Raw genomic sequence first — 21,725 nt, forward strand, 5'->3', positions numbered from 1 at the left:
CCCACCCGCAAGGCCTGTTTCCTTCCCCTGCTTGTCTCTTTCTGTAGCATTACACAAAAGGATAGCTTGGTAGCCCCGTACTTGGGTGCGAGGCGGAAAAGCCCTTGAGCCACTTTAGTTGCTTCTTTTAGTACAGAGCTTCTCCAGGAAAACGACCTACTGCGGTGCAAAACCCGCGCGGCAATAACTAACCTGGAGGAACTTAAGTCCGAAGTAAGCAGAACTTTGAGGTTATGCCTCAAAGGACTGTCTAGGGGCGTCTTGACAGCGCCTTTGCGAGTCCATTTTGGGCTGCGTAAGAATCCCCTGGGTGGGAGTGTCAAAGAAGAGATCCCTTCCACCACCGCCCCAGGGATCTCCCTTTCTCCAGCTTGTTGGGGAAAATCCCTGGCTCCAGCCCTCTCCACTTAGCTCCCAAACACGCTGACAATGCGGCGCATCGCCTCCTCCACGTTGGCGCGGCTGTTAAAAGCCGACAGGCGCAGATAGCCCTCGCCGGCGCTGCCAAAGCCCGATCCGGGAGTTCCCACCACATGGCAGGTGTGCAGCAGCTTGTCGAAAAACTCCCAACTGCTCAGTCCTTCCGGGGCTTTTACCCAAACATAGGGAGCGTTGACGCCGCCGTAGGCTTGGAGGCCGGCTTTGGCCAACTGCTCACGAATGATGCGGGCATTCTCCAGGTAAAACTGCACCAGAGCCCGCACCTGCGCCTGCCCCTCCTCAGAGTAGACAGCCTCGGCCCCTCGCTGCACAATGTAGGCCACGCCATTGAACTTGGTGGACTGGCGGCGATACCACAGGCTCCACAGATCCACCCAGGAGCCATCGGCAGCTTGGCCTCGCAGCGACTTGGGCACCACGGTAAAGGCGCAGCGGGTGCCGGTAAAGCCAGCCGTTTTGGAGAAGGAGCGGAACTCGATGGCACATTCCCTGGCCCCTGGGATCTCGTAGATGGAGTGCGGGATCCCGGGCTCGGTAATGTAGGCCTCGTAGGCAGCATCGAAGAGGATGAGCGAGTTGTAGGCGCGGGCATAGTCCACCCAGGCCTGCAGATGCTCCCGCGTGGCGACTGCACCAGTGGGGTTGTTGGGAAAGCAGAGGTAGATGACGTCCACCTTTTGCTCGGGCAGGCTGGCGGTGAAGTGGTTTTCCGCCGTCAGCGGCAGATAGACCAGGCCCTCGTATTCGCCCCGCTCGTTGGCCGGCCCCGTATGGCCGGCCATCACATTGGTGTCTACATAAACCGGGTAGACGGGATCCGTGATGGCAATGGTGTTGTCGTGGCCGAGAATATCCAGGATGTTGCCGCAGTCGCACTTGGAGCCGTCGGAGATGAAGATCTCAGAGGCGTCGATGTCGCAGCCGCGGGCCTGGAAATCGTGGCGGGCAATGGCCTGGCGCAGCCACTCGTAGCCCTGTTCCGGCCCATAGCCGCGGAAGGTGGCCCGCTCCCCCATCTCCTCCACGGCCCGGATCATGGCTGTTCGGCAGGCTTCCGGCAGCGGCTCGGTGACATCGCCAATGCCCATCTTGATGATCTGAGCTTCGGGATGGGCGGCGGCAAAGGCCTGCACCCGCCGGGCAATCTCGGGAAAGAGATAGCCAGCCTTCAGCTTGAGGAAGTGGTCGTTGATCCTGGCCATAGGAGTTCAGCGCTGCTGAGCAAAAAGGAGCGTCGGCCCTTTAGTGTAGCCGAAGCCGGCCCCAACCCGCCCTCCCGACTGCAGGGCAGAGCCAGCCCTAGCGCCCCAGGCTATCCAGGCTGAAGGCGCCCACCGGCGAGGTTAGGTGAAACTCTCCCCGCTCTTGGGTCAGGCCCACCGGGCGGCTGGGAAAGGCCACCAGGATCCCTTCCAGGCGCAGGGACTCTGCCAGCGGATCGTAGGCCAGGCGCAGCTCGAAATCCCGCAGGTCGCGGCGCACCTCAATGCGGCGGATCCCTGCCTCCGTCAGGCCCAGGCGGAGCCGCCAGTGGTTTTGCCACTGCGTGCCGAGGGTGGCATCTAACTCCAGTCCATAGGTAGAGATCTGACCTAGCCGCGGATCGTAAACCGCCTGCAGCGCGTAGCTGATCCCTGGTTCATACACCTCCAGGCCAGAGCGTTGATCCCGGTTAAATGTGGTGCTGCTGCGTCCCCGATACTCCAGACGAACGGGTTGGAGCTGTCCCTGGTTCAGGTCGTAGGCCGTCTGCAACTGAATGTTGAACAGATCAGGGGTGGTGCTCCAGGTGAAGTTGGCGTTGAGGGTATCCCACTTCTGGGTGATGAAGTCGTAGCCAAGGCTGGTGTCCAGGCGCACCAGGTTTTTCACCTCTGCCTGCAGCTCCTGCAGGTTACGGGAGGCAATCGCTTCCAAGTCCTCCGGCGTGTCGTCGGGAAAAGTCAGGGCTATGGGCAGCTCGCCGGGCAGGTCATCTTCAAAGGCAAGGTAGCCGGGAGGCACGTTGGGCAGGAAGTCGCGCGGCGTAAAGAAGCTGATGCTGGCGTTGAGGCGATCCACATCCTTGGGGCTGGCGGAAAGGGTTTGAAAGGGCACAGAGTTGTTGCCGTAGAAGGTGCGGCTGTAGCGCAGGTCGATGGTGTTCCAGTCGGCAGGCTTGAGGCTGAGGCGGGGGTTGAGGCTGACGGTGGATTCCTGGTCGGGGGTTGAGTACAGGACTTGGGTGTAGTCGATCGAGCCGGGCATGAAGGTGATCCAGGGAGCCGGTTGAATGTCGTTGAATTGAAGGCTGGAGCGCAGCTCGTAACGATTGAAAAAGTTAAGGCCGGATCCCACTTCTCGATCCGGCTGTTGCTCTTGGGTCAGGGTGAGGGCGCTGCTGAGGGAGATATCGGGAGTGATGCGGAGGAGATCGGGATTGAAGGCCAGCTCGAAGTTGCGGCGCGGCTCGGTGTCGCCGTTGGAGCTGCTGTAGGCGCGGTAGGCCAGGCGATAGGTGCCGCCCCAGCCGGGTGGGGTGAGTTGGGCACCCAGCGTCAGCCGCGCGTCGGCAAAGTCTGGCCCATCCTTGACGCTCACCCGCTGGTTGTAGTCCAGCCGCAGATCCGATTGCAGCCAAGGCATGCCCCCATAGCGCTGGAGGTGGCTGAGGGTGAGGGGAAAGCTATAGGTGCCGTTCTCCTGGGATCCGGTGCGGCTGATGTTGAGGGTGGTGGTGGAGAGATCCCCCTGAAAGGTGGCGTTGAGACGGAGATCGGCGTTGTCGTTGCGCCCGCCGGCAGGGCGGTAGGTGTTGTCCAGGTTGAGGTTGAGCTGGCCCCACAGTTGGCCTTCTTGGCCGAGGATGTTGGCGGCGTAGAAGTCGAAGTTGTGGTCGAGGCGGAGGCGGCTGGAAAAGCGCCGCTGGTCGGCCTCGGTTACCAGGTAAAACTGGGCCCGCCCGTAGTTGACGCTGTCGGGGATGGGGAGGATGTAGTCGTGCAGAAAGCCGATGCCCAGGCCTTTCTTCTGCAGGACATCTAGCCGCAGGCCGCCGAAGTTGTATTCGTCGAAGCGGTAGGCCCAACTGGACTTGACAAACACCCCTTCCGCCTCGCTGCGTCCCGGCAGCACCCACTGGTGATCCCGCAGGCTGTAGATAAAAAGGGGCAAGTAGGCAACCTGCAGTCCCGCCCGCAGATCGCCCTCTGGGGTGAGCTCGCCGCCGGCAAAGACGCGGGCGTCGTAAACGATGACCCGGTTATCGGGAAACACTTCCACCCGATCCCCTTGTACGTAGTGGGTAATGGGCGGCTCCGGCGAGGTGGTGACGGTGGCCCTCTCGAAAAAGATCTGATCCCCCAACAGGGCGGTGGTCTCTTGGCTGCGCACAAAAACCTTGGTGCCCGGCTCCTCCCCCGGCAAGATCACCAGCGAGCTTTCAAATTGAGCGCTGCGACCGGGGATGTCCAGATCCAGGTTGCGCCCCTCAATTTGCCGGATGCCGCGCCCCTGGGGTCCAGGGGGCTGTTCCATCCGGAAGGGGCCGTCGCTGCGCAGGCGCCGTTCCCGTCGGTAAAACAACAGCCGCTCGCCGCTGATGCGGGTGCCGTCGGCCAACTGGATCTGGGCGTTCCCCTCGGCAATGCCCAGGTCTTGCTCGGCAAGGTAGCTGAGCACATCCCCACTGACGTTGATCTGAGCCGGGTCGAGGGGGATCTGGGCGGTGGCGGTGGCCGCCAGCTGCTGGCGAATCTGGGATCCCTGGCTGGCAGGCGGAGCGGCTTCTGGGCCGGTGGCGGGATCGCCCAGATCTCGCAACAGGGGGAACCGCTCCAACAACTGAGGAGCAAGGAGGGATCCGGCAGTGGGGGTGAATGCCTCAGTTCCGGTTTGAGCTGCCCTCTGAGTGCCGGTGGAAGAAGGGGCGCCGCCCCAATTCCAGTTCCCGCCGGCTTGCGGGATCCAGGTCGGGACTTGCTGCGCCACCGCTTCCGAACCAGGCCTCTCTTGCCCTTGAGCAGCGGCCAGGCTCTCGACGGTGGACCCTGGGGGGGGAACAGGCAAGCGCCTCGCTTCGTTGGGGTGCTGCCCAGGTTGCTCTTCTACCTGCAAGTCAGCAGCTTGGGAAGTTGCAGGCTGGGAGGAGCGAAGGGAGTCCAGAGTAGGAACAGCTGCCGTGGGCGTTGTCGATGAAGCAGACCGGGAGGACGGTGTTGCCTGAGCTTGGGCCTGCTGCGCCTGCCGCCGTGCATGGGCCGCCGCCCCTTCGGCCAAGAGCGGCTGCAGCCGCTGCCGGTTTAGCTCTTCCGGTGTGAGCGCTTTTTCGGGAGGGGATCCTTCAACAGGGGCCGAGGCGGGAAGAGGGGGAACGGAGGGAGCCGCTGTTGCTGCCAGGCGCGAGGAGGATTGGGCCTCGGCCAAGGTGATGGGATCCCCCAACAGGCTGGCGCCGGTGGGAGCAACCGGCTCTGAGCCAGGATCGCGGCTCCGCTGGGCCGCCCAAAAGCGCTGATAGCCCTCCAGATTGGTGGGCAGGGGATCCAACTGGGCAAAGACGGCCTCCCCCATCCCCAACCACAAGGAGCTGCCCCAGCACAGGGCCAACCATTTTGCCCAAGGGCTGAAGCCCTGCGGGAAGTTGCCGGATCTCACCGTAAAAACCGCCACAGTAGAGAGAAGCCCACCCCACCGAAAATCATATTCGGCAACCAGGCGGCCAGCCAGGGATCGATATGCTCAACTCGGCCCATGGCGCGTCCCAGGCTCATCAGTACATAGTAAATAAACACCAGGACAATCGCCAGCGCCACACTGCCGTAGCGGCCGGTCTGGCGCACCGTCTGCAGGCCCAAGGGCGCAGCCACCAAAATGGCAAAAAAGCTGGCCAAGGGAATGGCGAACTTGAGGTGGTACTCCGTCAGGCAGCGGGCCACATCAGCAGAAGGACGTTGCTCCGCTCGATATCGCTGGCACTGCTCCCACAGCTCTGCCGCCCGTTGCTCCTGGGGCACCTTCTCGGCGTACACCAGGCCCACCAACTTGTTGACGATGTTCAGCTCCATCTCCGCCACCTGGCCCTCGTAGTAGGTGCGCCCCCGCTCGTCGTAGCGACGGATCACCACGTCTTGCAGGTGCCAGGCTTGGCCCACCTGCTGCGCCGTTTGGGCCGAGATCACCTGTGGGTAGCGCAGGTGGCCGGTCTCGGCCTTGCGATCCAAAATCAGCAGATCGTGCATCCAGCCGGTCTTCGGGTCGATGGATCCCACATGAAACCAGAGGTCGTCGTCCACCCGCACAATTTCCTCCGAGTCAAACGGAAGGGCATCCTGGGCCAGGATGAGGTTGGTGTTCAGGGTTTTCACCTTTTGGTTGGTCTCTGGCACGATCACCTCGTTGGTCAACAGCGCCAGGCCGCTGACCAGCAGGCCGATGCAGAGCACCGGAATCAACACCTTGCGGTAGGGGATCCCGGCGGCCCGCAGGGCGGTGATCTCGCTGTCAGCTCCCATCCTGCCCAGAGTAAGTAGGGTGGCAAAGAGGCCGGCAATGGGGAAGGTGACCACCAAAATGGCGGGCAAGTTGAGGAGGAGAATGTGCAAAATTGTCAGGGGAGGGGCGCCTTTTTTCACCAGCAAATCGGCGTAGATAAAAAGCTGGTTGCCCAGCATCATCACCGTGCCCCCCGCCACCCCCAAAAAGAAGGGGCGGATCATCTCTTTGCAGAGATAAAACTCCAAAAAAAAGCCCCCCAACTTCAGGGATCCCCAAAAGCTCCCCGTCTGGGCAGAAGTTCGGCGCCGTTGACCCTTGGCCAGTGGGATGGTCATGTGGCTCTGTTACCTCAGGTGCACAAGCTCAGCCAGCTCTAGAGATCCAGACGACCCCCAGCTCCGCTGGGATCCCGTCAGAGGGCGTCGGTGATGCGGAATTGAAACATCCCCTGCTGCTGCTCGTCCCCTTCCACGGTGTACTCATCCCGCTCCAAGTTCAGGGTGACCAGCCTGCCGCTGAGGCGGTTGGCGCCCCGGCACATCTGATCCAGAGCATCGCGACCGGGCAGCGGTGCAGTGCTCTCGCGGGGAATCGGATTGAGCTCGCCGCGATCGCAGAGGAGGACGGGAGCCTGGTCGGCGGTGATCCTGAAAATCTGCCCTTGGTCGGAGTACTCGGCGCGATCCCCTTCGATGGCGCGGTTGGCCTGCACGATAACCACATTGCCGAAGAAGCGGGCATCGCCGCTGGCCTGATCGATCTCCACCCGGTCGGCGTAGATCACCGTCGGCTGGTCCACATCGGCCTGGGTCTGGGGGTTTTGCAGACGCCGCGCCAGCCAGTCCCCCTCGATCTGCTCGATCACCACCTCTCCCCGCAGCTCCACCTTCTCAGGGGTAATGGTGGCCTGGTTGGCCTTGGCCTTGCGCCCCCGCTGGATGAACTCGACGGCCTCGCTAAACTCCGAGGTGCCGGTACGAGAGTTGTAAACCAGGCGGGCGGCCCGCACTTCCGTTTCGGCTTGGCGCAGCTCCTCCGTCAGGGATCCGCCGCCAGGAGCTGGGGTAGAGGTGGCCATCTGCCGGTAGAGGACGTTTTCTTCAAAAAAGAAGATCTTGTCGCGGTGGTTGCCCTCCAAGCGGGCGGAGGTGAGCACCCGCCCAGGCTCGCGCAGGGTAACCCCCCCCGTCAGCAGGCTTTGGGATTCGCGGCGGCGGTAGGTGCCCTGGGCCGACTGGATGATGGTTTCCCCCTGGCGGATTTCCAGGTTGCCTTCCCCGCGAGCAATTTGCGTGTTGCGGTCGTAGGTGAGGCGGTCGGCGACGATGGTGACCTCCTGATCCTGCTGGGCTGGGGTCGCCTGGGGATCAGCCTGGGCCAAGCGCAGATCCGCCAAGAGGGGATCCCGGCTGCCGACATCGGCCACCTCCTGCAACACCACGCCGCCGGAGAGAATGCTCTGGGCCTGTCGGCGCAGGTAGGTGCCCTGAGGGGCGCGAATCTCGAGGCCGCCTTCGCGAATGCGCAGGTTCCCTTTCCCTTCGGCCACCTGGTTGGCCCGGTCGTAGGTGAGCTGGTCAGCGGTGATGATGGTAAAAGTGGGATCCGCCCCAGCGCTGGTCGGGTCGCTCATGGGCGCGGCTGCTGGGCGTGAGGACTCCGAATCCAAGGGCAACACCGTTAGCTTGCCCTGCTGGGCGCTGAGGAGGGCAAATTGGAAGTTAAACGAGCCGGAGCGGCCCTCTAGGATCATTTCTTGCCCTTTGAGGGTGAAGGCCTCCGGCACCTCGATGCGCTCTTCGGGGGTGATTCGCAGAGCACGGGTCAGAAGCAGGCTGCCATCCTCGCTTCTCACCTCCACCCCCTCATCCAGATACAACGCGTCGGCGGTGGCGTTGTAGCGGGCACGCTTGGCCTGCCAAATCATCCGCTCGCTGCTGGCAAAAAAGGGATCCGGCACCTCTTCTTGGCGGTCGGCGCCATCTCCGTAGAAGTAGCCGTGCGCCCCCTGCTCAAACACCTGTTGTCCAGCTCTTAGCTCCACCTGGTCGGCGATGAGACGCCAACGCCGCTGGCCCCCTCGACGACCCAAGATATCTACCCTGCGGCTGACGGAAAGGGGCTGATCCGGGGGAAGGGGCTCCACCTTTACCTCTTCGATGTCGATGGACAAGGCCCAGGCAACCAGAGCAGCCAAGAGGCCGGTTCCCAAGAGCGCCACCCCCAGGTTGGAATTGAAAAATCGCCGCATCCTGTTCTCGCCGCTGCCTTACGTTGATCCCTAACCCATGAGCCCCAGCGGGGCCAACACCCAAGCCGGCACACTAGGCTGTAGCTTATCGCAATTTGCGGGCCGCCTCGGCGGGATCCCGATCACCTCTAGGGTTCTGGCTTATCCCAGACGGCTGAGGATAAAGCCCAGCCCCAGAAACAGCCCCAGCCAAAAGTGGAGGCCGACGGCGATGAACTTAGAATGGCTGATCCGCTGCGGCTGGTCGTGATAGGCCCCCAGCAGGCGGGATAGCCGCACCGCAAAGGGGATCCCGGCAAAACCCAGCAACGTCCAAGCCGGAAAAGCCCCCAGCCCGACAAACAGCAGCAGCAGGCCAAAAATGCTGCCGCAGATCCAGGGGATGAGACGGGCGGAGCGCCGAGTGCCCAGGCGGGCCACCGGCGAGCGCTTGCCGGCAGCCAGATCGTCCTCCACCTGATGGAAATGGGAGCAAAACAAAATTAAGCTGGTGACCATCCCCACCACCAGTGAGGCCGCCAGGGCTGGCAGCGACCAGCTTTGGCTTTGGCTGTAGTGGGCGGCCAAAACCGCCAGCGGCCCGAAGCTCAAAAAACAGAGGAGCTCCCCCAGGCCGTAGTAGCCCAGGCGCAGGGGCGGCCCCTGGTAGGCGTAGCCCAGCCCGCAGGCCAGCAGCACCAATAGCAGCACCGTCGGATCCGATTGCCGCCAGCTCAGCCACAGGATCCCCGCCAGCCCCAAAGCCAAAAAGGCGTTGCCCACCCAAAACACCTGAACCGGCCTGCCCGTCAAGCTGACCAGCGAGTGGAGCTTGTTTTTGTCCACCCCCGTCTGGGCATCAAACACGTCGTTGCTGATGTTGACCCAAGCCAAAAGACAGATGGCGGCCCCCAGAAACACCGCCAAAACCCCCACATCCATCGCCCCTGACTGGGCGTAGGCGATGGCGGATCCCACCCAGATGGGCATGATCGCCACGCTGTACATGGGGGGCTTAAGGGCGGCCATCCACAACTGTCGCCGAGAGCGGCCCTCCCAAGTGCCCTTTTCCGCAAGCTGTACTGGGCTGGCCTTTGGACTCCTGCGCGTTCTCTTTGACGGTTCCGGCTGTGCGAGCATGTTGGATCTAGCTCTCTCTGGGTTCTGTGTTTGCTCTGTATTTGTTAGGTTAGGGGGCTTCTGTTCCCATCCCCAAGGATGCTAAGAAACCTTGCAATCCGTAAAGAAACGCCTGGGATCCGGCGCTGGCGAGCCTGAGCTGCCGGCTGCCCCCCTAATCTCATATCCTGAAACGCCTTTCTGCAGCTTCCCTTGCCGGTTGAGATGACGGTTGTCCTGTTTTCGGCCAAGGTAGGATCGTTCTCTTTTGCTTGCGCATGACTTCTTCTCTTTTCCCCTGGAAGGGTGGGTCCGGACGCACGAAATGGCCCAGAGCCTGGCCGCCCATTCACGCCTCTGCTGGGCCAGCAGAGGTGGAACACGCCTGGGATCCCCTGCTAGCGACCTGCCAAGAGATGGCGCGAGCGCGGGGGATCCCCCAGATTCTCAGCCTATCGCAGCCCATCTCAGGGCTAGATCCGCTGGCAGTGCTGACCCGGCAGTTGGGCTTGCTCCCCCCCAACCGCTCCTCTAGCTATTGCTATCTCTCCCACCAGGCGCAAGGGGAAAGGGTGCGGGTGCTGGGGTGGGGATCCCTGCGGCAGCTCGACCTTTCAGGAGAGGGGAGATTTCAGGCGGCACGGGCCTTTGTGCAAGCCCTACAGCCCCATGTCCACACCGCTCCTGGCAACCTAGAGTCCCCAAGCAGCCGTCAGGAGCGCCCTTTGTGCTTCTGCCGTTTTGGCTTTGCCCCCAGGAGCGGCGGGGGGGCAGCACTGGTCCTGCCGCGCTGGCAACTGTTGCAGGTGGGGGGGGAGCTGACGGTGGCGCGGCTTAACCTAGAAGTCGGCCCCGAAAGCGACCCGGCGGCCTTGGCTGGTCAGATTGCCGCTTTTTTTGCCCGCATGCAGCGTCTTTCCCAGGCTCCCTTGCCCGGTTGGGAGCTGCAGCCCCCTCTACCGGTAGCGGTAGCGGAAACACCTCTCTTGGCTCGCATTCAAAAAGCCCTGCAAGCGATTCAGGCGGGATCCCTGGAAAAAGTGGTGCTGGCAGAGGCTGTGGATCTGGCGTTGCCCTCCCCTCCCCCGATCCCTTCGCTGCTGGCCTATCTGGAGGCCCATCACCCCGATTGCAGCGTCTTCGCCTTTGCCCTGGAAAGCCAGAGGGATTTTCCTCCCCAGATCTTCTTGGGAGCCAGCCCAGAACGGCTACTGTCGGTGTGGCAGGGCCGGGTGCAGATCGATGCGCTGGCCGGCTCCGTCGCCCGCGGCGCCAACGGCCACCAGGATCGCATGTTGGCCGAGCAACTGCTCCGCAGCCCCAAAGACCGCCGCGAACACCAGTGGGTGGTGCGCTCGATCCAAGAGGCTCTGGGCCGGCTGGGGATGGAGCCCCGGATCTCCCCTCAGCCACGGCTGCGCCGTTTGGCCAACATCCAGCATCTGCAAACGGTGATCGAGGCCGAACTCCCTACGGAGGTGCATCTGTTCGACCTGTTGGCCCAGCTCCACCCCACCGCAGCGGTGGGAGGCTATCCGCAGCAGGCGGCGCTGCAGTGGCTGGAGCAGTGGGAGCCCTTTGACCGCTCGAGCTATGCCGCCCCGCTGGGCTGGGTGGACTTGCAGGGCAATGGCGAGTTGGTGGTTGGGATCCGCTCGGCTTTGATCGCGGGGAAGCGGGCCCGCCTGTATGCCGGCGCCGGCATCGTGGCCGATTCCAACCCCGCCCAGGAGCTGGCCGAGATCCGCCTCAAGTTGCATTCTCTGGCCCAGGCGCTGGCCTTGCAGCCCTTGCCCGACTAGATCCTCTCGATCCGGCAGGGGAGAGAGCTGCTCCAACTGCTTCGCAAACGGTTACAGTTAAGAAGCTGGCCCTTCCGTTGGCCTCGACTGCTCGGCAGCATGGTGACCCTGAATCCCACCCATTCCTCTCGTACGGCCGGATCCCGCGCGCAAGTGGGGCTCTGGCCCGGCCTGATCCAGCACTACCGGGACTGGCTCCCCGTCAGCTCCAGCACCCCCGTAGTGACGCTGCATGAGGGCAATACTCCTTTGATCCCCTCTCCCGCGCTGAGCCAACGGCTGGGGCGAGACTGCCAGGTTTACCTGAAGCTGGAGGGCCTCAACCCCACCGGCAGCTTCAAGGATCGGGGCATGACCATGGCAGTGTCCAAAGCCAAAGAGGCGGGGGCAGAGGCCATCATCTGTGCCAGCACCGGCAATACCTCGGCAGCAGCCGCTGCCTATGCGGCCAAAGGGGGCCTGCGGGCCTACGTGCTGATCCCAGATGGCTATGTGGCCAAGGGCAAGCTGGCCCAGACCCTGATGTACGGGGCCGAGATCATCGCCATCCAGGGCAACTTCGACCAGGCGCTGGCTATGGTGCGGCAACTGGCGGAAGCCTACCCGGTAGCACTGGTCAATTCTGTCAACCGCTTTCGGCTGGAGGGGCAGAAGACCGCCGCCTTCGAGGTGGTGGATGCCTTGGGGGATGCCCCCGATTGGCTCTGTATTCCGGTGGGCAACGCCGGCAACATCACCGCCTATTGGATGGGCTTTTGCCACTACTACCAGCGAGGCAAGGCTAGCCGCCGCCCGCGTCTCTACGGCTTTGAGGCTGCCGGCGCCGCTCCCATCGTTCTGGGCCGGGTGGTGGAACACCCGGAAACGGTGGCTACGGCCATCCGCATCGGCAACCCTGCCAGTTGGGTGAAGGCCAAGGCGGCAGTCCAGGCCAGCGGTGGCCGGGTGGATAGTGTAACCGACGAGGAGATCCTGGCCGCCTATCGTCTGCTGGCGGCGGAGGAAGGGATCTTCTGCGAGCCGGCCAGTGCCGCTGCAGTGGCTGGATTGCTGAAATGGCGGGATCAGGTGCCTGCCGGCGCCCAGGTGGTGTGCGTGCTCACCGGCAACGGCCTTAAGGATCCCGACACGGCCGCCCAACAGGGATCCGCCGCCATCCACACAGGAGTAGCCCCCGATTTGGCTGCTGTAGCCCGCCTGATGGGCTTTTAGCGCCGCTGGTCGTGGTTGTGCCACCTGGTAGTACCCCTGGATAAATGGGGTGCTGGCTCAAGTTGGCGACGAAGCCGAGAGGCGTCTCCTTCTCAGGTGGGCTACCTGGTAATTGCCGCCAGCGCCCGTAGAGGAGCCTTGGCTGAATTGGGAAGAGCTAGAGGACTTTTGGCAGTTGGTGGACAAGCTGCAACTGCCTGCGGAAGTGGTGAGACAGGTTTCTCAAGAAGTGGCAGCCGAGCTGGGGGATCCCGGCGTTCCCCCCCTGGAAGTCCTGGTGCAGGGGTTTACTCGTCACTGCGGCTAGAAGGCTGCGCGGGCGACTGATAGTTGCGGATGGCTCGCCTGACCAAAGTGAGAAAGGCATAGGCCCGTTGATCGTTGGGATCCAAGCGCATCACGGTTTGAAAAGCCGCTTCGGCCTGCCGCAGGACCTCGAGATCGAGTTGTCCATCCACCTCTGCTTCCAGTTGAGCCTTTTGCAACAGCAAGGCTCCCCGGTTGTAGTGGGCTGCAACATGGGTGGGATCTGCCGCCAACACGGCCTCCAGCTCGGCCAGTGCCGGATCCAGATAGCCACTCATGCCCAGCACCCAGGCCAGCTTGTAGCGAGCTTCGGTGTGCGCGGGATCCTCGGCAACTGCCCGGCGAAAGGCCTGGATGGCAGCCGGAAAATCGCCTGCCTGAACCGCCGCAATGCCTTCTTGGTAACTGTCGCCGGCCATAGGCAAGGTTGGGCTCGAGTCGAGGGATCCCCAATCTGCAGCTTAGCCCTTTCCAGACAGGATCTCCCAGTTTTCTCAGCGCCTTTTCCCCCCTGGGCCTGCCATCTGCGGCAGGGGAAACTGCATCAGCAGGAGATCTGAGACTGCGCGAAGCCTGCTCCGGTCGAACTCTGCCCCTTCCTAGGATGAACATAGCCACTGATTGTCAGGTGTGAACTATGAACGCCAAACTGGTCTTCCTGCCGCTGGCTTTGGGGCTGTCGATGGCTCCGGCCACCGCCGTTTTCCCGCAGACCCTGGGCCTCTACCCCCCGCTGCAAAGGCTAAAACTGGCCGACAATCGGCTGGAAACCGGCACCCGCTCCATCATCGTCAACCCAGTGCCTTCCAACTTGCAGGTCAACCTGGAGCTGGATCGGCGCGGCTCTAACCCCATCTACCGGCCCGGCGAGCCGATTGCCATTACCGTGAGCACCAATCGCGACGCTTACGTCTACCTCTTCAGCATCCAAGCCGATGGCCGCACCCATTTGATTTTGCCCAACCGCTTCTCGGGTGGAAACGAGTTTTTGCGGGCCGGCGAAGCGCGCACCTTCCCGCCCCCTGGTGCCCGCTACCGCCTGACCATCGCCCCGCCCTTTGGCCAAGCCCAAGTATTGGCGGTGGCCTCCCTCCGTCCCCTCAACTTCCAGGAGATTGCCTCTTTTAAGCAGGGTGGCTCCTTTGCCAATGTACGGGTACGGGGATCCCAACTGGGCGATGCCATCGCCCGCGCCATCGTCGTCGAGGAGATCCCTGCCACCGAGTGGGTGACCACCACTCGCTTCTATCGGGTTGCACCGTGGTGACCCCGGCAATGGAGATCCCAGACCCGCCCTAATCCCAGAGTCTGGAACCGACAGCCAAGCAGGCTTGTCTTGCCGCTGCCGGCCTAGACCGAGCCGAAGCTGAGGCCTAGGAGAAGAACAGCCGCCAAGCTCACCACCAGCATTAGACCAGCAGGCAGAAATTGGCCGGTTTTGCGGTAGCGCAGGGCAAAGAGAAGGGATCCCAGCACCGCCGTCCCCAAGCCCAGACCCAGCCCCCAGCGGGGATCTGTTCCCAGTAGCCCGTAGCTGACGCCGCTGAGGGCGGCCCCCACCAGGCCGCTAATTAACGACTTGGAGCTTCTGCCTTTCACATAGCCGACGACCCCGCCTAGCAAAAGCAGCGCTCCATAGACGAGCAAAGTCATCTGTGCGGCCATCATGGCTGGGAAAAACCCCCCTAGCTCGGTCTAGTCGACAACAATTTCACGAATCAAGGGCAGGCGGATGCTGATGTAGCGGTTGAGAATTGAGGCATCGACGTTGCTGAGGGCATGTTTTTTTTGGCAAGCACTCAGAAGCAGATTCACCAAGTCATCGTCGCGCTGATTGAGCCAATCTGGCCTGCCGATCTCGCTGACCAAAGACCAGAACTGGCGTACCATTTCAGGGGTCATGGCATCCATTGTGTAGGGTAAGGGCTGAACTGCGAAAGTGCAAGAGAAAGAGGGGTCTAGGCCATCGATCCCATTCTAGGGAAAACGCCCTGTCCATGAAGGCAACATTTCAGCTCCGTCACAACTTAGGATAAGATGTCATGCTTTCCCATAAACCTCAGCAAACCCCAACCAACCCTGCTTCAGAAGGCTCTGAACCAGAAGCTTCCAGCGCTAATAAAATAAAGCAATAATGACTCTTGCCCAATCTCGACATCGGCATCAAAAGGCTTACAGGCAGACCGGCCAAAACTTCTCAGGGAAGGCGCAGAAGCTTGGCAGGCCTGGACGCTAGTGCAGGGCGTACTGCAACCCATAGGCTCCTTCTTCTCCTGGTTTGTGGGTGTTGGCCCGGAGGGTGTAGGCGCCGCTGCGAGGCAAAAAGGCAATTATCAGGGCATCGCTGCCGCCGCCTTGGTCGTCATCCCAAGCCATCACCTCTCCCTCCGGGTCCAACAGTTGCAAAAAGGCATCGAAATCAGAGCTGGCCATCGAAGCGAGTAGGATCTGGCCGACCCGGGCAGCGATGGGGTGTTCTTCCATCCAACTGCCGTCTTCAGGGTGTTGGGCGGATCCCTTCTGCAGACGGCCCGACACCGTTTGCTGCCAATCGACCTGGGCCAGCCGGTAGGTCAGCCGGTAGGTGCCAGTGGATGCCGGCTTGAAGCTTGTGGCCCGCAAGGTGTAGGTGCCTTCCTGCAGCAGCCGCACCGCCAAGAGGGCATTAACATCTGGGCCGGAGTCGTCGTCAAAGCCGATTACCCGCCCTTGGCCGTCCACCAGCTCCAGGTAAGGGTCAAAGTCTTCGCTCTCCAGGGCGGCGATCAGGATCTGGCCCGCCTCGGCGGCCACAGGGATCCCATCCCAGTAGCTGCCGTACTGGGGGCTGACCTCGTCCCCCCCTTCAAGAGTTCCTGTCAGGGTTTGGCTGCCTCTCCACAGGGGAGAGGGAGTCAAGGCGGCTCCCACTTGTGTGCTCCCCTCTCCCACGGGGTTCAACAGCCGACAGCCGCTGGCCAACCCCAAAGCCACCCAAGCAAGGGCCAAACGGGATCCCCAACCGAGGAAAAACCCAGAACTAGAACATAAGCTCGACATCCAATCGACGAGGATCCGTCTAGAGGGAATGGAGACCACAGACTCAATTCTACTCCTTGGGCGGAGCCCGGCCAGGGACGGCAATTTACAGAGCATCCCAAGCTTGCAAGACGGCCTCTAGGGCCAACCGCCCGTGGCTGAGATGGGTCCCCCCCTGTAAGTAGACGATGTAGGGCTCGCGCATTGGCCCATCGGCGGAGAGCTCGGCGCTGCTGCCGGCAACAAAAGTGCCCGCCGCCATCACCACCGGGTCGGCATAGCCGGGCATCACTTCTGGGATCGGGGTGAGGTAGGAATCCACTGGCGAGCTGCTTTGGATAGCGCGGCAAAAGGCCTGCAACTTCTGCGGGGATCCCAGTTGAATGGCCTGGATGATGTCGGTGCGGGACACCTGGGGTGACGGGGAAACAGGATAGCCCAGATCGTGGAACACCTGGGCGGCCAGATGGGCGATCTTGACCGCTTCGGCCACCATCTGTGGAGCCAAAAACAGCCCCTGGAACAGCAGGCGATTGAGATCGAAAGTTGCTCCCCCTTCCGAGCCGATCCCTGGCGCTGTCAGCCGGCAGGCAGCCTGCTCCACCAGCTCGGCCCGCCCCGCCACATAGCCCCCCGCCGGGGCCAGGGTGCCGCCTGGATTTTTGATTAGGGATCCAGCAATCAAATCTGCGCCCACGTGGGTGGGCTCTTGGGTTTCCACAAACTCGCCATAGCAGTTATCGACCAAGACCACCACCTCCGGGTTTTGTGCCTTGACGATCTGGATCATCTCGGCAATCTGGGCGATGGAAAAGCTGGGACGCCAGTCATAGCCACAGGAGCGCTGGATGTGAACCAGGCGGGTTTGCGGTTTGAGGGCCGTTTTCAGGGCCTGCCAATCGACATCTCCTTCCCGCAGATCCAACTGACGATAGGTAACGCCGAACTCCCGCAGGGATCCCCGCCCCGATCCCCGCAGGCCGATCACCTCCTCCAGAGTGTCGTAGGGGGGGCCGGTGATGGCCAACAGCTCATCCCCCGGCCGCAGCACGCCAAACAGGGCACAGGCAATGGCATGGGTGCCAGACACCATTTGCAGCCGCACCAGCGCCGCCTCACAGCCCATGATCTGGGCAAACACCCGATCCAAAACCTCTCGTCCCCGGTCGTCGTGACCATAGCCCGATACGCCGGCAAAGTGATGGGATCCCACCTGCTGGTCGCGGAAGGCCTGCAGCACCCGCGCCAGGTTCTCCCTAAGGACCCTATCTATCGCCTGAAACTGATCCTGCAAAGCTGCTTCTGCTTTGTCCAAAAGCTCCTTCGCTTTCCAAGAGATCTCTCTGACCACCGGGTCCACCCCACTTCTTCTAAGCAAACCGGCCTTCCGGCTAGCAGGTCGGCCACAGAGGCCAAAAACGGCTTTTCAGACCTGCTCTTGGTAACGATATTTCTACGGGATCCCTATCTTATAAAAAGCTTAACTTCAGTCAACATCTCTTCATTCTCCCTTTCAGTCTCTGTCTGAGCTGGAAAAAGCACCCTGGCTCACCAGGTTGTATAATGGCCACAAGTTCTGTAAGGAGAAAAGAGAAAAGATAGCAATAAACAATAAGGAGATGCTCGCCCTGAGAGCAGAGGTCGATTCAGCAAGTGCTGATTCTCTCTGTTGAATTTAAGTTTAGTAAAAGCATTTTCGGCAGAACCTATCTGTGTAAGTTCTGCCACTAAGTTTGCCCTTTTCGAGCAGTCTGGAGACCTTCTCCACTTGAATTTGGAGTTCCGAATTCAGGGAACCTCTCCTTGCCTGAGAAGTGGTGCTGGCTCCCAATCCCTTAAAAATGAAGACGGCCTAAATTTATTCTTAACCCCTGAACCAGATCCCTGGGGGAGATGTTAACTTAGACTTAACCCAAGAGGTTAGTGCCGATGCCAAAGCCGATCTTCATCTTCTGGCGTAGCCCTTTCTGCAAGTTGCCGGGCCGCGATCATGCCTGAGGTGGGGGCTGTTTCCTAGGGATCCTTTGCGAGGGTGAGGCGCTAACTTTAGGTGTAAACTGACACAACCGGGAGAGTACCCATGACTAAGCTTGTGATCCAAGGGAAAAACGTCGAGATTACCGACGCCATCCGCAGCTACGTTCAAGAAAAAATCGAGCGGGCTGTCAAACATTTTGCCCAGATCACCAGTGAAGTGGATGTCAATCTATCGGTAGCCCGTAACCCCCGCATCAGTGCCAACCAATCTGCCGAAGTTACCGTCTACGCCAACGGCACCGTCATCCGGGCGGAGGAAAGCAGCGAGAACCTCTACGCCAGCATTGACCGCGTTGCCGACAAGCTGGCCCGCAAGCTGCGCAAATATAAAGAACGCAACGGCGTTCACCGCATCCGCCATTCTCCCAAAACCTCGGTGGCAGTGGCCCAGCAGCCCCTCACCGATCCTCTGAATACAGAACGGCAAGCAGAGCTGCCCCCTGAGGTGGTGCGCACCAAGTATTTCGCCATGCCTCCCATGACAGTTCAGGAGGCGCTGCACCAGTTGGAGCTGGTGGATCATGATTTTTACGTGTTCCGCAACATCGAAAACGGCGAGATCAACGTCATCTATGTCCGCAAGCACGGCGGCTACGGGCTGATCCGCCCCCATCCCTAGAGGAGACCCTGCGGGCTTTCTTGTTTGCCTTAGGTCTCAGGGGCAGCGCCTGCTGGATCAGGTGGATGAGCTGCTTGAGATGGTGATGCAGCAGGAGATCCTGCCAGTTGCGAGGCGAGACCGATCCTTGGCTTGGCCAGCCCTAGGCAGCTTTGCCCTCCTCTTTAATTCCCGCCTTCTTCCAATCGTAAAAGCTGCCCTCACCCCCAGCCCCTCTCCCACAAGGGAGAGGGGAAAGTCAGGGATCGGCCAACTAGATGTTGGGGAGCCGTTTGCACCGTGGCTCCCCGACCAAGAGGGCCTCGAAGAAAAGAGAAGGGAGAGGGCTCTATTCTTCAGCGGCGGAGAGGCTCCCCAACGGCCAGCACCTGCTGCAGGAACTGATCCTGGTGCTGGCGCAAGACGCCCAGATCCGGGCCGTGGTTGAGTAAGACGAAACGGGTGCCATCCGGAAGCTGCCCCACCATCATCAGTCGGTTGGCGGCAGAGCCCACCTGGGCGATCGTGCCCGGGGGCAGAGCGCGGAGCTGCAAAGGGCTGTGGCCGACCCCGGCCACTGGCAGGACACGCCTGGGATCCCCGTCTGTGGCCTCAAGCAGATGTTCCCACAGATGGGCCAGGGCGCGGGGGGAGAGGTACAGCTCTTGCCCGCCTGGGCCAAGGCGAATTTCCAACTGGGCAGGGGCCAGTTTGGGATCCAGATGGGCAACCGGCTGAGCTACCAACCGCTGCTGCAGGTACTCCAGCAGGGCTGTTCTGCCTGCCAGCTCCGCCAACAGGGCTTCTGCCATGGCCCGATCGTTGCCGCCGTTGAGGATTTGTAGCAGGGATCCCAGGCGCAGCGAGGTGTAGCCGGCCAGGCAATGGATCTCCTCCGGCAGCTCCCTTAACGTTGACCCGGAGCCGCCGAGGGTCACAGGATAGGGCCCCTGGGGATCTCGGAGGAGCTCGGCAAGCCGGCGGGCGCTGGCCAGAGAGTCAGGCTGACCCAGCAAGCGGAAGGGGGGCACCACCTTCACCTCGCCGTCGATCTGGCGAATGCCGAGGTTGTGCAGGTGGCGGGCCAGCTCGGCCACATTGGCCTCCCGGAAATAGGGATCCCCGCCGCCCACCACGACCAAGTCTCCCGTCAAGCGCTGGCCGGAGCGGTGGCTGGTGGTGTAGAAGCGAGTTTGGAAGCGATACTCATAGCCCCACTTTTCCAGCGCCATCAGGCTGAGGGCCAATTGATCCAAAGCCCCCACCGGCAAAGGCCGATCCAGCAGGTGCTCCGCCAAGAGCTCGCCTTCGGCTGTCCAAAGCAGGATCCCCTGTTGAGAGAGCGCTCCCCCTTGGGCCGCCAATCCCTGCAAAAAACCGGACAAGGCCACGGCGTAGGGGGAATCCTGCCACTGCGACGATTGCCCACGGGGCCACCAGGGGGGAAGGCCGGGCGTGCCACTGGGGGAAGGCAGCGGCGGCGGCGGGGTGGGGATGGGGGGGAAGGGGTTTTGCGCCGCTGCTGTAACCTCAGCCTGGACACCCTGAGAGGGGGTTTCGGCACTGCTGCGGTTGTTCCAGCAGGCCCCCAGGGCCAGAGAACAAACCAACGGGATCCCTGCCCAGAGGAAACGGCGCTGGGAGCTCAACCCCTGTAGGATAGACAACATGCTCACCTCCCAAAAGACATTGGCAAAGAGAACGAGCTGGCAAAACTTGAAGCTACTCTAGTGCCATCTCAATGGCTCTGGCAAATTTTCCCCTTGCCCACTGCCCCTCTTTTGCCGAGGCGACCCCAGATGGGCAAATCGGCATTTTCTTCCTTCAGACAGAAGAGCGGGATCCCTGTCACGCCAAGCTTAATTTGGTTCCTAGCTGATGCTAATTGGCGGGAGATTCGCCCCTCGCCCAACCCTCCACTGTAACTTTTGTTGTAAAGCCTGTAACGCTTTTGTAACGGATGATGAGCTGCTTTTGGCCGCTCTTTATAGAAGGTTAGAATGGAAGAATTTAAGCTCTAAGCATTCTCAGCCACCCATGGGGAACCCTCAGCGATGGCTCAGTTGGAGAAACAAGCCTTCCTGGAGCGATGGCGCGAGATTCTGGCCCCTTATTCCCTGGGCTATCGCCTTCGGCTGTTGTCGCAATTGGTGCGGCGGAAATTTCAGGCCTACCTGGAGCCCTTCGGCCTGACCGCTTCCCACTGGGTGGTGCTTTGCTGCCTCTGGGAAGAAGACGGGATCCCCACCTCCACTATCTGCGAGCGCCTGCAGCAGTTGGGGGGTACCATGACCGGTGTCTTGGACGGCATGGAGAAACGGGAGCTGATCCGGCGGCAGCGGGATCCCAAGGATCGGCGGATCTGGCGGGTTTACCTCACCCCTGCCGGAGAGAAGTTGAAAGAAATTTTGCCCCCTCTCATTTGGGAGTTGCGGGAGCAGACCTACGGCTGTCTCAGCTTAGAAGAACGGGCAACCCTGTCGCAGCTGGTGGATCGGCTGATTGCCCACTTGTCGGAGGAGTCGGAGGCCGCGGTGGTGGCAGAGCCGCACCATCGCTTGTCCTATTGACACTGATACATTTACGCTGAACACTGCTGAGCATTACTGCTCAGCGGTGAAGCGATAGCATTCTGTCCGTTTCCGTTGTCACTACGCGACGCTGACGCGACCGCGCTACCCGGACGGAGTCCAAACAGAAAGGCGGTATCCCGCAAAGCCCTGAGCATAACACCCAGGGCGCCTTGCCAATCTCGTGGTAGCCTATGGTTGCACTTCGGGCATCTAAACACCTTTGCGCCACCCAACTTAGTGTGGATGTGCCCGCACTTGGTACAGGTTTTGCTGGTGTACGCTTCCGATACTTCCACGACAACCACGTTTTTCTTCTTGGCTTGAAACTTCAGGAGCTGCTTGAACCGGTAGTGCGCCCAGGTGAGCATCGCCCTTGCTGTCTTGCTACCAAACTTCCTCCCTGCCTTGGCAACCATCTTGGCTGACTCGAAAGTGGGGAGGAATATCAATCGGTAGTTATCCGTCAAGAACGCCGCTACCTTACGATGGCACTCGTCCACCAAGTTCCTGATGCGCTCCCGCAAACGAAACGCCGCTTGCCGCATCCGCCTACGCTTAGGCCGCGGCGCTTTACTCAGCCTAGACTGCAGATCATCTAGGTGGTAGCACAGCCGAACGATCCTACCAAAATCCCCCTTAGCGATATCCACAAAACCCGACCCATCAAACCCTGTAAGAAAACTCCTTACCCCAGGATCAAGCGCAACAACCCCCTTTGCTAACGAACACTGCTCGTTCACGGGCTCAGGAAAGATGGCATACCATCTGTCTTTCACCCGCATTAGCTCAGTTCCACGTGCCCATTCTCTGGGCATCTCCTCGGATGCACGGAACGCCAAACCTCGGGTGAGTTTCGGATACCACGTCCCATTGCGAAAGTTGCCGGCGTTGAATTGCAGCGTATGCGACCTGTC

18 protein-coding genes are annotated in these 21,725 nt (G+C 61.3%); 6 read left to right on the top strand and 12 right to left on the bottom strand.

The features are described from left to right. Positions 1-407 precede the first annotated feature (407 nt). The 5 genes from SYN63AY4M2_RS09315 to menA all read right to left on the bottom strand — a co-directional run bounded on the left by SYN63AY4M2_RS09315 (position 408) and on the right by menA (position 9,175). Complete coding sequence (locus SYN63AY4M2_RS09315) at positions 408-1,643, bottom strand: LL-diaminopimelate aminotransferase (protein WP_099812825.1); 1,236 nt, start codon at positions 1,641-1,643, stop codon at positions 408-410. Positions 1,644-1,740: 97 nt separating this feature from the next. Continuing rightward, complete coding sequence (locus tag SYN63AY4M2_RS09320; RefSeq protein ID WP_240530525.1) at positions 1,741-4,992, bottom strand: hypothetical protein; 3,252 nt, start codon at positions 4,990-4,992, stop codon at positions 1,741-1,743. A gap of 80 nt (positions 4,993-5,072) precedes the next feature. Then, the gene (locus tag SYN63AY4M2_RS09325; RefSeq protein ID WP_099887344.1) at positions 5,073-6,251 is read right to left on the bottom strand and encodes an LptF/LptG family permease; all 1,179 of its coding nucleotides are present in this window, start codon (positions 6,249-6,251) and stop codon (positions 5,073-5,075) included. A gap of 77 nt (positions 6,252-6,328) precedes the next feature. Further along, the gene (locus SYN63AY4M2_RS09330) at positions 6,329-8,167 is read right to left on the bottom strand and encodes an LptA/OstA family protein (protein WP_099887345.1); all 1,839 of its coding nucleotides are present in this window, start codon (positions 8,165-8,167) and stop codon (positions 6,329-6,331) included. 141 nt (positions 8,168-8,308) lie between these two features. Then, positions 8,309-9,175, bottom strand: a complete 867-nt coding sequence (menA, locus tag SYN63AY4M2_RS09335; protein WP_041438574.1) for a 2-carboxy-1,4-naphthoquinone phytyltransferase — start codon at positions 9,173-9,175, stop codon at positions 8,309-8,311. A 368-nt stretch (positions 9,176-9,543) separates the two neighbouring features. Between menA and SYN63AY4M2_RS09340 the strand changes: the two genes are divergently transcribed. The 3 genes from SYN63AY4M2_RS09340 to SYN63AY4M2_RS09350 all read left to right on the top strand — a co-directional run bounded on the left by SYN63AY4M2_RS09340 (position 9,544) and on the right by SYN63AY4M2_RS09350 (position 12,586). Further along, positions 9,544-11,067: an isochorismate synthase gene (locus tag SYN63AY4M2_RS09340; protein ID WP_168175107.1), complete on the top strand. Its 1,524-nt coding sequence runs from the start codon at positions 9,544-9,546 to the stop codon at positions 11,065-11,067. 153 nt (positions 11,068-11,220) lie between these two features. Next, complete coding sequence (thrC, locus tag SYN63AY4M2_RS09345; RefSeq protein WP_099813323.1) at positions 11,221-12,279, top strand: threonine synthase; 1,059 nt, start codon at positions 11,221-11,223, stop codon at positions 12,277-12,279. A gap of 112 nt (positions 12,280-12,391) precedes the next feature. Further along, complete coding sequence (locus tag SYN63AY4M2_RS09350; RefSeq protein ID WP_011431248.1) at positions 12,392-12,586, top strand: hypothetical protein; 195 nt, start codon at positions 12,392-12,394, stop codon at positions 12,584-12,586. Here the strand turns inward: SYN63AY4M2_RS09350 and SYN63AY4M2_RS09355 are convergent. Then, positions 12,567-13,004 (bottom strand): tetratricopeptide repeat protein, encoded by a 438-nt coding sequence (locus SYN63AY4M2_RS09355; RefSeq protein WP_011431247.1) that lies wholly within the window; start codon positions 13,002-13,004, stop codon positions 12,567-12,569. The genes SYN63AY4M2_RS09350 and SYN63AY4M2_RS09355 overlap by 20 nt on opposite strands. A gap of 218 nt (positions 13,005-13,222) precedes the next feature. Here SYN63AY4M2_RS09355 and SYN63AY4M2_RS09360 point away from each other — a divergent pair, with 218 nt between their 5' ends. Next, a complete protein-coding gene (locus SYN63AY4M2_RS09360; RefSeq protein WP_041438569.1) occupies positions 13,223-13,852 on the top strand; it encodes a DUF4384 domain-containing protein in 630 nt (209 codons plus the stop codon). A gap of 83 nt (positions 13,853-13,935) precedes the next feature. Here the strand turns inward: SYN63AY4M2_RS09360 and SYN63AY4M2_RS09365 are convergent, their stop codons facing one another. From SYN63AY4M2_RS09365 to SYN63AY4M2_RS09380, 4 genes are all read right to left on the bottom strand, one after another. Beyond that, positions 13,936-14,238, bottom strand: coding sequence for a TMEM14 family protein (locus SYN63AY4M2_RS09365; protein ID WP_011431244.1), 303 nt, complete (start codon positions 14,236-14,238; stop codon positions 13,936-13,938). A 42-nt stretch (positions 14,239-14,280) separates the two neighbouring features. Beyond that, positions 14,281-14,487, bottom strand: a complete 207-nt coding sequence (locus SYN63AY4M2_RS09370) for a hypothetical protein (RefSeq protein WP_071813530.1) — start codon at positions 14,485-14,487, stop codon at positions 14,281-14,283. 330 nt (positions 14,488-14,817) lie between these two features. Beyond that, positions 14,818-15,573: a hypothetical protein gene (locus SYN63AY4M2_RS09375; protein ID WP_041438565.1), complete on the bottom strand. Its 756-nt coding sequence runs from the start codon at positions 15,571-15,573 to the stop codon at positions 14,818-14,820. 136 nt (positions 15,574-15,709) lie between these two features. Continuing rightward, entirely contained in the window at positions 15,710-16,918 is a 1,209-nt protein-coding gene (locus SYN63AY4M2_RS09380) for a methionine gamma-lyase family protein (RefSeq protein WP_206336972.1), read from the bottom strand. 765 nt (positions 16,919-17,683) lie between these two features. Here SYN63AY4M2_RS09380 and raiA point away from each other — a divergent pair. Further along, positions 17,684-18,259, top strand: a complete 576-nt coding sequence (gene raiA / locus SYN63AY4M2_RS09385; RefSeq protein WP_011431240.1) for a ribosome-associated translation inhibitor RaiA — start codon at positions 17,684-17,686, stop codon at positions 18,257-18,259. A gap of 335 nt (positions 18,260-18,594) precedes the next feature. Here raiA and SYN63AY4M2_RS09390 read toward each other — a convergent pair whose 3' ends face one another. Further along, positions 18,595-19,908, bottom strand: coding sequence for a D-alanyl-D-alanine carboxypeptidase (locus tag SYN63AY4M2_RS09390; protein ID WP_011431238.1), 1,314 nt, complete (start codon positions 19,906-19,908; stop codon positions 18,595-18,597). A 384-nt stretch (positions 19,909-20,292) separates the two neighbouring features. Between SYN63AY4M2_RS09390 and SYN63AY4M2_RS09395 the strand changes: the two genes are divergently transcribed. After that, complete coding sequence (locus SYN63AY4M2_RS09395) at positions 20,293-20,808, top strand: MarR family transcriptional regulator (RefSeq protein ID WP_011431236.1); 516 nt, start codon at positions 20,293-20,295, stop codon at positions 20,806-20,808. A gap of 11 nt (positions 20,809-20,819) precedes the next feature. Here SYN63AY4M2_RS09395 and SYN63AY4M2_RS09400 read toward each other — a convergent pair. Continuing rightward, positions 20,820-21,725, bottom strand: a 906-nt coding sequence (locus tag SYN63AY4M2_RS09400) for an RNA-guided endonuclease TnpB family protein (protein ID WP_099887347.1), incomplete at its 5' end; no start/stop codon positions are given.

The organism is Synechococcus sp. 63AY4M2 (assembly GCF_002760475.1).
In the GTDB taxonomy this organism is placed as follows: domain Bacteria; phylum Cyanobacteriota; class Cyanobacteriia; order Thermostichales; family Thermostichaceae; genus Thermostichus.